General features: G+C 72.5%; 15 protein-coding genes and 1 pseudogene. 12 read left to right on the top strand and 4 right to left on the bottom strand.

All coding sequences use genetic code 11. The features are described 5' to 3' along the window. Positions 1–884 (bottom strand): serine/threonine-protein kinase (locus ACRDSK_RS25510; protein ID WP_431443792.1); only part of this gene is annotated, 884 nt, incomplete at its 3' end. A 136-nt stretch (positions 885–1,020) separates the two neighbouring features. Between ACRDSK_RS25510 and ACRDSK_RS25505 the strand changes: the two genes are divergently transcribed. From ACRDSK_RS25505 to ligD, 6 genes are all read left to right on the top strand, one after another. Further along, positions 1,021–1,389, top strand: coding sequence for a YchJ family protein (locus tag ACRDSK_RS25505; RefSeq protein WP_431443791.1), 369 nt, complete (start codon positions 1,021–1,023; stop codon positions 1,387–1,389). Positions 1,390–1,397: 8 nt separating this feature from the next. Further along, positions 1,398–2,363 (top strand): hypothetical protein, encoded by a 966-nt coding sequence (locus ACRDSK_RS25500; protein ID WP_431443790.1) that lies wholly within the window; start codon positions 1,398–1,400, stop codon positions 2,361–2,363. 108 nt (positions 2,364–2,471) lie between these two features. Beyond that, positions 2,472–3,293 carry an MBL fold metallo-hydrolase gene (locus ACRDSK_RS25495; protein ID WP_431443789.1) on the top strand — a complete coding sequence of 274 codons (822 nt, stop codon included), beginning with the start codon at positions 2,472–2,474 and terminating at the stop codon, positions 3,291–3,293. A gap of 58 nt (positions 3,294–3,351) precedes the next feature. Continuing rightward, positions 3,352–3,912, top strand: coding sequence for a dihydrofolate reductase family protein (locus ACRDSK_RS25490; RefSeq protein WP_431443788.1), 561 nt, complete (start codon positions 3,352–3,354; stop codon positions 3,910–3,912). 4 nt (positions 3,913–3,916) lie between these two features. Further along, positions 3,917–4,630 (top strand): class I SAM-dependent methyltransferase, encoded by a 714-nt coding sequence (locus tag ACRDSK_RS25485; RefSeq protein WP_431443787.1) that lies wholly within the window; start codon positions 3,917–3,919, stop codon positions 4,628–4,630. Then, positions 4,617–5,639, top strand: coding sequence for a non-homologous end-joining DNA ligase (gene ligD, locus ACRDSK_RS25480; protein ID WP_431443786.1), 1,023 nt, complete (start codon positions 4,617–4,619; stop codon positions 5,637–5,639). Before ACRDSK_RS25485 ends, ligD begins: the two co-directional genes overlap by 14 nt. Here the strand turns inward: ligD and ACRDSK_RS25475 are convergent. Then, positions 5,636–6,262 (bottom strand): class I SAM-dependent methyltransferase, encoded by a 627-nt coding sequence (locus tag ACRDSK_RS25475; protein ID WP_431443785.1) that lies wholly within the window; start codon positions 6,260–6,262, stop codon positions 5,636–5,638. The two genes, ligD and ACRDSK_RS25475, sit on opposite strands and share 4 nt — an antisense overlap. 80 nt (positions 6,263–6,342) lie before the next feature. Here ACRDSK_RS25475 and ACRDSK_RS25470 point away from each other — a divergent pair, with 80 nt between their 5' ends. From ACRDSK_RS25470 to ACRDSK_RS25460, 3 genes are read left to right on the top strand one after another with little or no spacing between them, the layout of a single operon-like run. Beyond that, the gene (locus ACRDSK_RS25470; protein ID WP_431443784.1) at positions 6,343–6,768 is read left to right on the top strand and encodes an SRPBCC family protein; all 426 of its coding nucleotides are present in this window, start codon (positions 6,343–6,345) and stop codon (positions 6,766–6,768) included. Next, positions 6,765–7,091: an ArsR/SmtB family transcription factor gene (locus tag ACRDSK_RS25465; RefSeq protein WP_431443783.1), complete on the top strand. Its 327-nt coding sequence runs from the start codon at positions 6,765–6,767 to the stop codon at positions 7,089–7,091. The genes ACRDSK_RS25470 and ACRDSK_RS25465 overlap by 4 nt, the downstream gene beginning before the upstream one ends. Then, positions 7,088–7,531 carry an SRPBCC domain-containing protein gene (locus ACRDSK_RS25460; RefSeq protein ID WP_431443782.1) on the top strand — a complete coding sequence of 148 codons (444 nt, stop codon included), beginning with the start codon at positions 7,088–7,090 and terminating at the stop codon, positions 7,529–7,531. Before ACRDSK_RS25465 ends, ACRDSK_RS25460 begins: the two co-directional genes overlap by 4 nt. Here ACRDSK_RS25460 and ACRDSK_RS25455 read toward each other — a convergent pair. Beyond that, positions 7,528–7,905 (bottom strand): STAS domain-containing protein, encoded by a 378-nt coding sequence (locus tag ACRDSK_RS25455; protein ID WP_431443780.1) that lies wholly within the window; start codon positions 7,903–7,905, stop codon positions 7,528–7,530. The genes ACRDSK_RS25460 and ACRDSK_RS25455 overlap by 4 nt on opposite strands. Positions 7,906–7,984: 79 nt before the next feature. After that, positions 7,985–9,052, bottom strand: a complete 1,068-nt coding sequence (locus ACRDSK_RS25450; protein ID WP_431443779.1) for a tartrate dehydrogenase — start codon at positions 9,050–9,052, stop codon at positions 7,985–7,987. Positions 9,053–9,099: 47 nt separating this feature from the next. On the opposite strand from ACRDSK_RS25450, the gene htpG reads away from it, so the two are divergent. The 3 genes and pseudogenes from htpG to ACRDSK_RS25435 all read left to right on the top strand — a co-directional run. Further along, on the top strand, positions 9,100–11,025 hold the full coding sequence (htpG, locus tag ACRDSK_RS25445; RefSeq protein ID WP_431443778.1) for a molecular chaperone HtpG: 1,926 nt from the start codon (positions 9,100–9,102) through the stop codon (positions 11,023–11,025). Between the two features lies 1 nt (position 11,026). Continuing rightward, positions 11,027–12,172: a YciI family protein gene (locus ACRDSK_RS25440; RefSeq protein WP_431443777.1), complete on the top strand. Its 1,146-nt coding sequence runs from the start codon at positions 11,027–11,029 to the stop codon at positions 12,170–12,172. Positions 12,173–12,283: 111 nt separating this feature from the next. Then, positions 12,284–13,272, top strand: a pseudogene (locus tag ACRDSK_RS25435) (hypothetical protein); the annotation flags it as partial.

Raw genomic sequence — 13,272 nt, 5'->3', positions numbered from 1 at the left:
GGCTCGGACGGCGGGCCGGACGGCGGGCCGGTCGCCGGCGTCGGGACGGGGGCGGCGACGGTGGTGTGCCCGGCCACGATCTCCTCCAGCGCCGCCCGGGCCTCCTCCATCGTGGGCCGCGCCTTGGGGTCGGTGGCGAGCATCCGCAGGAGGATCCCGGTCAGCGGGCCGGCCCGTCGGGGCGGGTTGACCGCGCCGGAGGCGATCCGGTGCAGCAGCAGCATGGGGTTGTCGCTGGCGCCGGCCGGTGAGGCGCCCTCGACGGTGGTGTAGATGGTGGCGCCGAGGGAGTACACGTCGGCGGCGAAGGTGTTGTCCTTGCCCTGGGCGACCTCGGGCGCGAGGTAGGCGGGCGTGCCGACGAAGGTGCCGGTCACGGTGCCGGTGACGTCCTCGACCACGCGGGAGACGCCGAAGTCGGTGATCTTCACCGTGCCGTTGTCGCCGACCAGGATGTTGCCCGGCTTCACGTCGCGGTGCACCACGCCGCCGGCATGCGCCGAGGCCAGCGCGGCCGCGGCCTGCGCGCCGATCCGCGCGGTCTCCTCCGGCTGCAGCGTGCCGTGCTCGGAGAGCCGCTTGGCCAGGCTCGTCGAGGGCAGGTACTCCATGATCAGGTACGGCCGGCCGTCGTCCTCGACCACGTCGTAGACGGTGATCAGCTGCGGGTGGTGCAGCTTCGCCGCGATCCGGCCCTCCCGCATGGTGCGCCGGCGGATCTCCTCGAGCCGCGCCTCGTCCAGGCTCGGCGGCAGGATCACCTGCTTGACGGCCACCGTGCGGCGCAGGCGCTCGTCATGGGCCCGCCAGACGACGCCCATGCCGCCACCGCCCAGCCGTTCGGCCAGCCGGTAACGACCCGCGACGATCTGCTCAGCACTCATCAACTCACACCCCGTTCGGATCCACCCCTACAGGTATTGCACCACGCTCCGAAACGAAAACCTGGCCCGCCCACCCACTACCGAGGCGCGGATCACGGCGTGGCGCGGGGCCCCGCTGGACGAGCACAATGGCGCGATGCCTCGCACCGAGATGTGCCCGTGTGGCACGGGGGAGCCCATCGCCGCCTGCTGCGGGCGGTTGCACGCCGGCCGGCAGGCCGCCGCGACCGCCGAGCAGCTGATGCGCTCGCGGTACAGCGCGTTCGCTCTCGGCGAGGAGGGGTACCTGCTCGACTCGTGGCACCCCTCGACCCGTCCCGGGCGCGTCCGCCTCGACCCGGGCCAGGAGTGGACCCGCCTGGAGATCGTCGGCCGAACCGGTGGCGGGCCGTTCGACACCGAGGGCACCGTCGAGTTCCGCGCGCACTACCGCGGCGGCACGCTGCACGAGAACAGCGGCTTCGTCCGCGAGGACGGCGCCTGGTTCTACGTGGCGGCGGTATGAACGGCGGTATGAACGTCACCGAGGCACGGTTCCCGGCCATGGCGGCCGGCTACGAGAGCTACTACCTGCGGGCCTGCCATCCGGACGGCGGGCTGGGCGTGTGGATCCGCTACACCGTGCATGGCCGGCCGGGTGGTCGGCCGACCGGCTCGCTGTGGTGCACGTTGTTCGAGGAGTCCGGGCCGACCGCGACCAAGGTGACGGTGGCGGACCTGGCCGCCGACGACTGGCTGCGGATCGGCGGCGCGCACATCGGCGCCGGCTCGGCGACCGGCAGCACCGGCTCGTCGACCGGGGACGCCGCCTGGGACCTGCGGTTCACCGGCGCCGAGCCGCTGCGCCACCTGCCGCTGCGCTGGCTCTACCGGGCGCCGCTGCCGCGCACCAAGCCGGTGAGCCTGCATCCCGTCGCCCGGTTCGACGGCGCGGTCACCGTCGGCGGGCGGGAGATCGCGCTGTCCGGGTGGCCGGGCATGGTCGGCCACAACTGGGGCAGCCAACACGCGGAGCGGTGGATCTGGTTGCACGGCATGGGGTTCGCCGGCACGGGGGAGTCGACCTGGCTGGACCTCACGTTCGGCCGCGTGCGGGTCGGCGGGCGCACCACCCCGTGGATCGCGAACGGCGCGCTCTCGCTCGGCGGGGAACGGATGGCCCTCGGCGGGCTGGGCCGGGCGCGCCGGCCGCGGGTCGCGGAGACCCCGGAGCAGCTGGAGTTCGCGGTCCCGGGCCGGGAGGTCGTCGTGGCTGGCACGGCCTCGGCGCCGCGGGAGCGGATCGTCGGCTGGGTCTACGCCGACCCGGACGGCTCCGAGCACCACACGGCCAACTGCTCCATCGCCGACCTGACGCTGCGGGTGGCGCGCCCCGACCGGGCTCCGGTGAACCTGCACGCGGCCGGGCTCGCCGCCTACGAGCTCGGCATGCGCGAACGTGACCACGGCATCCCGATCCAGCCCTTCACCGACGGCTAGGTGTACGGCTGGCGGATCTTGGTCGATGCGATTCGTGATCCGGCCAGGGGCCGGCTGGGCGCGAATCGCGCGGCCGGAGATCCGTCAGCTGTGCCCTACCCTCAGCACGTGGACCAACGCCGGCCGGTCGGCCCGTTCGAGGTCATCGAGCTGCTCGACGCGAGCGGTCACTTCCCCCGGCCCGCGACTGAGGCGTTCCCGGCGGCGACGGAGCTGGACTGGGCGCGGGCCCGGCGGGTGGACCCGGAGGCCTTCGGCCCGGACGGCGCCTGGCACCTGGTCTTCCGCTGCTTCGCCGTCCGCCTGCCCACCGGCCGGTTCGCCCTGGTGGACGCCGGCGTCGGCCCCGACGGCAGCCCCGCCGCGGCGTGGGCGCCGGTGCCGGGTCGACTGCCGCGGGCCCTGGTCGAGGCCGGTGTCGGGCCGGCCGAGGTCGAGCTCGTCGTGCTCACCCACCTGCACGAGGACCACGTCGGCTGGTCGGTGTCGCCCGCCGGCGCGCCGGCGTTCCCCAACGCCCGGTACGTGCTCCAGCGGACCGAGGTCGAGGCGCTGGAGCGGGCGGGCGATGAGCTCGTGCTGCCGTACGTGGTGGAGCCGCTGCGCCGGGCCGACCAACTGTCCACTGTGGATGGATCGGAGGTCCTGGCCGTGCACGACGAGGGCCGGCTGAGCGTCGAGCCGACGCCCGGGCACACGCCCGGGCACCAGTCCGTGCTGGTCAGCGGCGGCGGGCGGCGGCTGGTGATCACCGGTGACGTGCTGGTGCACGCCGTGCAGCTGGTCGCGCCCGAGGTCGGCTACGCGGCCGAGGCCGACCAGGACACCTCCCGCCGCACCCGGCGCGAGCTGCTCGACGAGGCCCTGCGGACGCCGACCTGGCTCGCGACCGCGCATCTGCACCAGCCGTTCCTCGGGCTCGACCGATGAGTTCCGCGGCCCGCACCCGTCACATGGGGCGAAGGTCGCCAAACACGGGAGGTCCCCGATGCGCAAGCTGGTCGTCACCGAGAACATCACCCTCGATGGCGTGATCGACGCCGCGGCAGACTGGTTCAGCCCGGCCGGAGCGGAGGACGTCGACCAGTCCGACGTCGTCGAGGCCATCGCCGAACACAGCGCGGCGGCCGACGCGTTCCTCGTCGGCCGGGTGACGTTCGAACAGATGCGCGGCTACTGGCCGAAGCAGACCGACGACACCACGGGCGTCACCGCCTACCTCGACTCGGTGGCGAAGTACGTCGTGTCGGGCACGCTCACCGAGCCCGGCTGGGCGCACACGACGGTCCTGCGCGGCCCGGTCGCCGAGGAGGTGGCGCGGCTGAAGTCCGCGCCGGGCAAGGACATCGTGACGACGGGCAGCATGCGGCTGGTGCACGCGCTCATCGCGGCCGGCCTGGTCGACGAGTACCGCCTGTTCGTCTTCCCCGTCGTGGTCGGCCGCGGCACTCGCCTGTTCGAGGACGCGGCGACGGTCGGCGGGCTGGCGCTGGCGGAGGTCCGCCCGTTCCGCTCGGGTGTCGTGCTGATGCGCTACCAGGCATCCTGACCGGGTGGACCCGGTCGACGAGCAGCGGGAGTACTACCGCCACCGCGCGGGCGAGTACGACGAGTGGTGGTTCCGCAAGGGCCGCTACGCCCTGGCGCCGGAGGCGAAACGGCACTGGCTCGCCGACGTCGCCGAGGCGGAGGCGGCCCTGCGCGAGTTCGCCCCGGCCGGCGACGTGCTCGAGCTCGCCTGCGGCACCGGGCTGTGGACGCACCACCTCGTCCGCCACGGCGGCCGGGTCACGGCCGTGGACTCGGCGGCCGAGATGATCGCGCTCAACCGGGCGCGCGTCGGCGGGCAGGTCACCTACGTCCAGGCCGACGTCTTCGCCTGGACCCCGCCGGTGGCCGCCTTCGACGTCTGCTTCTTCGGCTACTGGCTCTCCCATGTCCCGGCGGAGCGGCTGGCTTCGTTCTGGGCGACGGTCGGCCGGGCGCTGCGGCCGGGCGGGCGGGTGTTCCTCGTGGACAGCTACCACCCGGAGCCGCTGGCCGGGCACACGCAGGAGCGGGTGCTCAACGACGGCCGGCGGTTCACGGTCGTCAAGCGCTTCTGGCAGCCGGCGGAGCTCGCGGCCGCGGCCGGCGAGCTGGGGTGGACGCTGGACGTGCGGGTCACCGCGCACGGCGCGATCCTGTACGCCACCGGGCATCGTGGCGGCGTCGGTGCAGCGGGTTTCCAGCCGCGGCGGGTACGGTCGAGCCGTGGCGAAGGGTGACGACGTCGAGGTGCTCGACGTGGCCGGGCACTCGGTGCGGATCACCAACCCGGGCAAGGTGTTCTTCCCCGAGCGGGGCGAGACGAAGCTGGACCTGGCGCGCTACTACCTGGCCGTCGCCGAGCCGCTGCTCGCCGCGATGGGTGGGCGGCCACTGCTGCTGCAACGCTTCCCCAACGGGGTCGGCGGGCCGTCGTTCTACCAGAAGCGGGTGGCACCGACCAAGGCCGATCCGTGGCTGACCACCGCCCGGGTGTCCACCCCGAACGGCACGCCGTCCGACGCACTCGTGGCCGTCGACCTGGCGCACGTGCTGTGGGCGGTCAACATGGGCTGCCTCGGCTTCCACGTCTGGCCGAACACCGCGGCCGACCCCGAGCACGCCGACGAGCTGCGCATCGACCTCGACCCCGGCCCGGGCGTCAGCTTCGCGATGATCCGGGAGGGCGCGGCCGAGACGAAGGCCCTGCTCGACGAGCTGAGCGTGGCGTGCTTCCCCAAGACCACCGGCAACCGAGGCATCCACATCTACGCCCGGCTGCAACCGCGGTGGGACGGCTACACCGTGCGCGCCGCCGCGGTGGCGCTGGCCCGCGAGCTCGAACGACGCCGGCCGGACCTGCTGACCGCCGCGTGGTGGAAGGAGGAGCGGGGGGAGCGGGTGTTCATCGACTTCAACCAGAACGCCCCGCACAAGACGGTGTTCGGCGCGTGGTGCGTGCGGGCCAACCCGCACGGGCAGGTGTCCACCCCGTTCTCCTGGGACGAGCTGGCCGGCGTCGAGCCGCGGGAGCTCACCCTGGCCAACGTGCCCGCCCGCCTCGCCGAGCAGGGCAACCCGTGGGCCGCCATGACGCCGCAGTCCCTGGAGCCGCTGCTCGCCCTGCACGAGCGCGACATGGCCGACGGCCTGATGGACGCCCCCTGGCCGCCGGTCTACCCGAAGATGCCGAACGAGCCGCCGCGGGTCGCGCCGAGCCGAGCCCGCAAGGAGCCCGAGCCGCACTAGCCTCGGCGGGCGACGAGCCGCTCCACGAAGCCCAGCTTGAAGCGCTCCCGCTGTGTCACCTCGAGCCCGCGCGCCACGACGGTCCGGTACGGGCGGCGCAGGAAGTGCTCGCCGGCGAGCGGGATCGTGACCCGTTCCAGCAGCCACAGCACCGCGCGCAGCGGCCAGGCCGAGAACCCGACGTGGTCGACCAGGATCAGCCGGCCGCCGGGGCGCAGCACACGCACCATCTCGTCGATGGCGGCGTCGGCGTCGGGGACCGCGCAGAGGCCGAACGTGCACACCACCGTGTCGAAGGACGCGTCCGCGAACGGCAGGGCCTGCGCGTCGCCCTGCCGCAGCGTCACCTCCCGGCCGATGTCGGCGGCGCGGCGCCTGGCGACGTCGAGCATCCCGTCGCTCAGGTCGATGCCGGTGATCGTGGCGCCGGCAGGGTAGTGCGGCAGGTTCAGACCGGTGCCGACGGCGACCTCGAGCACGGTCCCGGACGCCCGCGAACATGCCCACTCGCGCGAGTCGCCGAACACCTTGCGGTCCCATGCCGCCATCTGCCGGTCGTAGTTGCCGGCCTGCCGGTCCCAGTGCCGCTGCCGCCGCGCGGCGCGGCCGGAGGTGTCGGTCACGAGCATCACAGTAGTCGTCCTGACACCTCGGTAACCTCGGTGTTACGGTAACGGCCGGTTTACCGAACATGGAGGACGACATGAAGACGTACGAGTCGAGCGCGCGCATCAACGCCACCCCGGACCGGGTGTGGTCCATCCTGGCCGACGGCGAGAGCTGGGCGGACTGGGAGTCCGGAGTGGAGCGTGTGGAGGGCCGGATCGAGGAGTCCGCCAAGCTCAAGATCTTCACCGAGGCGAGCCCCGGGCGGGCGTTCCCGCTGAAGGTCGTCGGGTTCGAGCCGAGCCGCGGGATGACCTTCGCCGGCGGGATGCCGCTCGGCCTGTTCCGCGGCGTGCGGCGCTACACGCTGCGGCCGGTGTCGGACTCGTTCACCGAGTTCCACATGCGCGAGGAGTACACCGGTCCGCTGCTGCCGCTGATCTGGCGCTCGATGCCCGACCTGCAGCCGACCTTCGACAAGTTCGCGGCTGGGTTGAAGCAGCGGGTGGAGTCGAGGACGTGACCGGGTCGGGTGCCGCGCTCGACGCGCTCGGCGACCCGAACCGGCGGGAGATCCTGCGGCTGCTCGCCGGCGGCGGCCGCTCGGTGCAGGAGATCGCCGACCTGCTGCCGATCAGCCGGCCGGCGGTGTCCCGGCACCTGAAGCTGTTGCGGGGCGCGGGTCTCGTGGTTGAGGAGCCGCGGGGCACCCGTCGGATCTATCGCCTGCACGACGACGGGGTGCGCGCGGTCGAGGAGTATCTGCGCCAGGTGTGGGGCTCGGTCGCGGCCCGGTTCACGATCGCGGCCGAGAACCTCCCCGAGCAACCGGAAGAGGAGCGATGATCGAACCGTTGCGGCTCTCGTTCGAGGTCGCCTGCGGCCAGTCCCACGCGTTCGACGTGTGGACGAACCGGATCGACCTGTGGTGGCCCGCCGACCACACCGCCACCGGCGAGGACGGCCTGCTGATCACCCTCGAGCCGCGCGTCGGCGGCCGGATCTTCCAGCGCGACCCGGCCGGAGTGGAGATCGACTGGGGCGAGGTGACCGAGTTCGTGCCGCCGGACCTGCTGGCCTACCGCTGGCACCTGCGCCGCGACCGAGCGGACGCGACGGACGTGCGGATCCGTTTCGTGCCAACGGAACCGGGCCGGACGCGGGTCGACATCGAGCACCACGGCTGGGAGCGACTCGGCGCCGACGGCCCGGTCTGGCGGGAGCGCAACCAGCAGGGCTGGCGCACGCTGCTGCCGCACTACGTCGAGGCGGCCGCCGCCGGCTAGTCGGCTGAGCGGGGCGCGAGCTCGCGCACGGCGTCGGAGAGGGACTCGAAGGTGGGGATCGAGGCGGCCACACCGCTCATTCGCAGCACCCGTAAGGCGATCCGGCCGTCGGTGACCAGGCCGACGCAGCAGCCCTGCTCCCGCGCGCGCTCGGCCGCGTCCAGCAGCACCCGCATCCCCGCGGCCGACAGGAAGGTCACCCTCGTCAGGTCGGCGACCAGCACGGGCGGGAAGTCGCCGGCTAACGCGTCGGCCAGGATCGGGGCGGTCTTCATGTCGAGCTCGCCGGCGACGGTCACCACGAAGAAGTCGTCGCGATAAGGCGTTCGACGGGCTGTCAGGTGCTGGTGGTCCACGAAATGCTCGTCCAACATCAACGCCACCTCGGTCATCCCCGCGGCCCCTCCACACAGTCGTCATGTGCCGGATACCCGGTGTGACTCCGTGCAAACATCAGATCAGTGCCAGCAACGCCTCGCAAACCTGCTCGGTCTTCGCGGTGCCGCCCAGATCCGCGGTGCGCGTGGCCGGGTCCGCGAGCGTCGACCCGATCGCGGCGACCACGTCGGCGGCCGCGCGCTGGTGGCCGAGGTGCTCCAGCATCAGTGCGGCCGACCAGACCGCGCCGACCGGGTTCGCCACCCCGGTGCCCGCGATGTCCGGCGCGGATCCGTGCACCGGCTCGAACATCGACGGGTACGTGCCGGTGGGGTCGAGGTTCGCCGACGGCGCGATGCCGATGCTGCCGGCGACCGCCGCGGCCAGGTCGCTCAGGATGTCGCCGAACAGGTTCGACGCCACGACCACGTCGAACCGCTGCGGTTGCAGGACGAACTTCGCGGCCAGCGCGTCGATGTGCTCGGACTCCAGCCGCACGCCGGGGTGCGCGGCCGCGCGCTCGGCGACGACCTCGTCCCAGAACGGCATCGTGTGCACGATGCCGTTGGACTTGGTCGCCGAGGTGACCTGGCCGCGCCTGGTGGCCGCGAGCTCGAAGGCGTAGTCCGCGATCCGGCTCACCCCGGCCCGCGTGAAGATCGACTCCTGGATCGCCTGCTCGTCCGGGAAGCCGCGGTTGACCCGACCGCCGACCTCGCTGTACTCGCCCTCGACGTTCTCCCGCACGACGACGAAGTCCACCTCGCCGGCCCGGGCGGCGCGCAGCGGGCTCTCGACGCCGTCGAACACCCGGATCGGCCGCAGGTTCACGTACTGCCGGAAGGCCCGCCGGATGGGGATCAGGAGCCCCCATAGCGAGACGTGGTCGGCCACGCCTGGCCAGCCGACCGCGCCGAGCAGGATCGCGTCGTGGCCGGCCAGCGTCTCCAGCCCGTCGGCGGGCATCATCGCGCCCTCGCTCAGGTGGCGCCGGCAGGACCAGTCGAGCTCGGTGTAGGTCAGCGTGAGGTCGTGGCGGGCCGACACGGCGCCGAGCACCTGCCGCGCGACCGCGACGACCTCCGTGCCGATGCCGTCCCCGGGGATGACCGCGATGCGGCTCGATGTCTGGCTGGCTGGCATTCGGGCATCGTACGAGTCCGCTCGGGGCGCCGATATCATCGAGGGCCGTGACCACGTCGACCGAGACTCATCAGTTCCAGTCCGAAGCCCGCCAGCTGCTGCAGCTGATGGTGCACTCCATCTACTCCAACAAGGACGTGTTCCTCAGGGAGCTCGTGTCCAACGCCTCCGACGCGCTGGACAAGCTGCGGCTGGAGACATATCAGGACAAGGAGCTCGAGGCGGACACGTCCGACCTGCACATCGAGCTCGAGCTCGACCGGGCGGCACGCACGCTCACCGTGCGGGACAACGGCATCGGCATGACCCGCGACGAGGTCGTCAGCCTCATCGGCACCATCGCGAAGTCCGGCACCGCCGAGCTGCTGGCGAAGCTGCGGGAGACCAAGGACGCCGCGGCCTCCGCGGACCTGATCGGGCAGTTCGGCGTCGGCTTCTACGCCACCTTCATGGTGGCCGACCGGGTCACCCTGGTGACCCGGCGCGCCGGCGCCGGCGAGGGCGTGCGGTGGGAGTCCGCCGGCGAGGGCACCTACACGATCGAGCCCGCCGCGGACGCCCCCCAGGGCACGGCCGTCACCCTGCACCTCAAGCCCGAGGACACCGAGGACAACCTGCACGACTACGCCGACCCGGCGAAGGTGCGGCAGATCATCAAGCACTACTCGGACTTCATCACCTGGCCGATCAAGATGGCGAAGCCGGCCGAGGACACGACCGAGGACACGGGCGAGGACACCGCCGAGGACACCGAGCTCGAGACCGTCAACTCGATGAAGGCGCTGTGGGCGCGGTCCGCGAGCGATGTCTCCTCCGACGAGCTCACCGAGTTCTACCGGCACGTCAGCCACGACTGGAACCCGCCGCTGGAGACGGTCCGGCTGCAGGCCGAGGGGACCTTCGAGTACCAGGCGCTGTTGTTCATCCCGTCCCGGGCGCCGTTCGACCTGTTCATGCGGGAGGCCAAGCGCGGCATCCAGCTCTACGTCAAGCGCGTCTTCATCATGGACGACTGCGAGGAGCTCGTCCCGGAGTACCTGCGCTTCGTGAAGGGCGTGGTCGACGCCCAGGACCTGTCGCTGAACGTCTCCCGCGAGATCCTCCAGCAGGACCGCCAGATCCAGCTGATCCGCCGTCGCCTGGTGAAGAAGGTGCTCTCGGCGCTCAAGGCGCTGCCGGCGGAGAAGTACGCGACGTTCTGGGGCGAGTTCGCCAAGGTCATGAAGGAGGGTCTGGTCGCCGACCCGGACAACCGCGACGCGATCCTCGACCTGTGCTCGTTCGCCTCGACGCACGACGCGGAGCGGCTGACGACGCTGCGCGAGTACGTCGAGCGGATGAAGGACAACCAGCAGCACATCTACTACCTGACCGGCGAGTCGCGGTCGAGCATCGAGAGCTCGCCGCACATGGAGGCCTTCCAGGCCAAGGGTTTCGAGGTGCTGGTGCTCACCGACCCGATCGACGAGATGTGGGTCGAGGCGGTGTCCGGGTTCGAGGGCAAGGAGCTCCACTCCGTCGCCAAGGGACAGGTCGACCTCGACGACGAGGCCGACAAGGAGGCCGCCGGGGCCGAGCGCGCCGAGCGGGAGAAGGACTTCGCCTCGCTGCTGGAGTGGATGGGGACGACGCTGGCGGACACCGTCAAGGAGGTCCGCCTCTCGGCGCGGCTGACCACCTCGCCGGCCTGCGTCGTCGGCGACGAGCACGACATCACGCCGACGCTGGAGAAGATGTACCGCGCGATGGGGCAGGAGCTGCCGCAGGTCAAGCGGATCCTGGAGGTGAACCCCACGCACCCGCTGATCGCGGGCCTGCGCACCGCGCACGCCGCCCGCGGCGAGGACGCGGAGCTCGCGGAGACCGCGCACCTCGTGCACGACATGGCGATCCTCGCCGAGGGCGGCGAGCTGGCCGACCCGGCCCGGTTCGTCAAGCTGGTGGCCAAGCGCCTCGAACAGCACGTGGGCTGAGGTGGAGTTCTTCGTTTACTGCCGGGACGTGCCGGGCAGCGCCGAGCAGCGGGACCGGTCGATCGAGGCCCACTGGTCGTTCATGGACGCCTACGCGGACGGCATGGTCGCGCGCGGCCCGACGATGGACGCCGGCCGGGTGCACGCGACCGGCAGCGTGCACCTTGTCGACCTGCCGGACGCGGCGGCCGCACGGGTGTTCGCGTACGAGGAGCCCAACTACCGGGCCGGCGTGTACCGGGACGTGACGATCCGCCGCTGGCGCAACGAGCTGGGCCGAACCATGTGGGAGTTCCCCAACCGCCGCCGCGACCAGCAGCGGTTCCTGGTCGTCGCGGACGGCCGCCCCGGCGACGGGTTCCTCGACGCCAACCGTGACCGGCTGATCGCCTACGGCCCGCTGCTGTCCGACGACGGCGCCGAGGAGACCGGCACCGTGCTGGCCGTCGAGACGCCCGACCGCGCCGCCGTCGAGGCGCTGGTCGGCGCGGAGCCGCTGACGCGGGTGGAGATCCACGAGTGGCAGTTCGGCGGTCGCCCGGCACGCAACCGCGTGACGCCGCTGGGCGACATCGTCGCGATCCCGATGCGGGGCGCGTGGGGAGGCAACCGCGGGATCCTGCACTCCGGGCGGGAGATCGTCCGCTTCCACGCGAGCGACCTGTGGATCACCTGCGTGCTCGAGTTCCGCGGCCGCTGGTTCCAACAGTGGCGGCCGAACCGCTTCACCTGGCTCTACTTCCAGGACGAGGCGATGTCCTTCGCCGCCGGGCACCGGCCGTGCGCCGAGTGCCGGCGCGCGGACTACCGCGCGTACCGCGACCGGTGGGCGGACGAGCTGCGGGTTGCGGTGCCGTCGGCGAAGGACATGAACCGGCGGCTGCACGGCGAGCGCATCGTGCGCGGCACGCACCGCCGGCGCACGCACGAGCTGCCGTGGGACGGCCTACCGGACGGCACGTTCGTCCTCCACGACGACGCGCCGGCCGTCGTGCTGGGCGACCACCTGACGCGGTGGACACACGAGGGCTACGCCGGGCGCAGCCGCCGGCCCGCCGCCGGCACGGCACGGGTCGTCACCCCGCCGGCCACGGTCGCGGTGCTCCGTGCCGGCTACCCCGTCCAGATCGACGAGTCCGCCCGGTAGCCGCCGCGACACGTCGCACCACCTTCAAGTGATCACCTCGGGCCCCTGTAATGCACCACGCTCGGTAGCCGACACACGGGTGAACATTGCCGACGAAGGGGGACCGGGGTGGTGCGTACCCCGCCCATGCCACCTGCCGAGCCGATGGTGCCCCAGGCGGTCTGGATCCTCCGGCAGATCGCGTCGGCGCCGGCCGACCCGCTGACCGCGGCGATCGTCGGGCCCGGCGGCACCGGTAAGTCCGCGCTGCTCATCGTCATCGCGGCGGCCTACTCGGACGCCGGCTTGCCGGCCGTGCGCATCGACCGCGACACCGATCTGGCCGACGTGCCCGAGGGGTCACCGCTGCTCGTCGACGACGCTCATCGGCTCGCTCCGGAGACCCTCGCGGCACTGCGGGACCGCGCTCGGTTGGACGGCGCGCGCATGGTGGTTAATTACCGTCCGTGGCCTCGGCCGGAAGGTCTCTCCTCGCTCGGCGCCCAGCTGTCCCGGCGCCACTCGCCGATCGTCCTCGGCCATCTCGGGCGGGAGGAGGTCGTCGACCACGTCTCCCGCCGCGTCGGATGCGTGCCGCCGGACGCGCTCGTGGCGCTCGTGTACGAGCAGTCCGGCGGGCTGCCGATGTTCGTCAGCCTCGTGACGCAGGCGATGCTCGACACCGGTCGCTTCGACCCTCGCCACCCCGACCGCTTCCGCCGACCGCCCCGGGTCTCCGTCTCACCGGGCCTCGCCGAGCGGCTCCGGTACCTGCTGGAGGCGCTGGACCCGCGGATCTACGGCGTGCTGGAGGCGATGGCGCTCGGCGCCCCACTCGACGCCGAGGTGCTCTGCCCGCTGCTCGACACCGACCCGGCCGAGCTCGCCGAGACCGTCGACGCGGCGCTCGCCACCGGCCTGCTCACCGAGTCCGGCGAGCTGATCGTGTTCGTGCGCAACCTCGTGCTGCGACTCATCCCCGTGCTGCGCTGCCGCAACATCCAGCGGCGGCTCGCCGAGATCCAGCTGGACAGCGGCGGCCCGATGCTGACCGTCGGCCGCCAGCTCGCCGAGGCCAAGGCCACCGGCGCCCGCGCGGCCGCGGTGATGGCGGCCGCGGC

Source organism: Actinophytocola sp. (assembly GCF_050699915.1).
Lineage (GTDB): Bacteria > Actinomycetota > Actinomycetes > Mycobacteriales > Pseudonocardiaceae > Actinophytocola.
This window is presented reverse-complemented; position numbering and strand designations above follow the sequence as displayed.

What these genes read in the sequence shown, in the direction of transcription:
- ACRDSK_RS25455 (WP_431443780.1), bottom strand. Translation starts at nt 7,905, where the DNA reads ATGTTGGACGAGCATTTCGTGGACCACCAGCACCTGACAGCCCGTCGA.
- ACRDSK_RS25450 (WP_431443779.1), bottom strand. Translation starts at nt 9,052, where the DNA reads ATGCCAGCCAGCCAGACATCGAGCCGCATCGCGGTCATCCCCGGGGAC.
- ACRDSK_RS25490 (WP_431443788.1), top strand. Translation starts at nt 3,352, where the DNA reads ATGCGCAAGCTGGTCGTCACCGAGAACATCACCCTCGATGGCGTGATC.
- ACRDSK_RS25505 (WP_431443791.1), top strand. Translation starts at nt 1,021, where the DNA reads ATGCCTCGCACCGAGATGTGCCCGTGTGGCACGGGGGAGCCCATCGCC.
- ACRDSK_RS25500 (WP_431443790.1), top strand. Translation starts at nt 1,398, where the DNA reads ATGAACGTCACCGAGGCACGGTTCCCGGCCATGGCGGCCGGCTACGAG.
- ACRDSK_RS25470 (WP_431443784.1), top strand. Translation starts at nt 6,343, where the DNA reads ATGAAGACGTACGAGTCGAGCGCGCGCATCAACGCCACCCCGGACCGG.
- ACRDSK_RS25460 (WP_431443782.1), top strand. Translation starts at nt 7,088, where the DNA reads ATGATCGAACCGTTGCGGCTCTCGTTCGAGGTCGCCTGCGGCCAGTCC.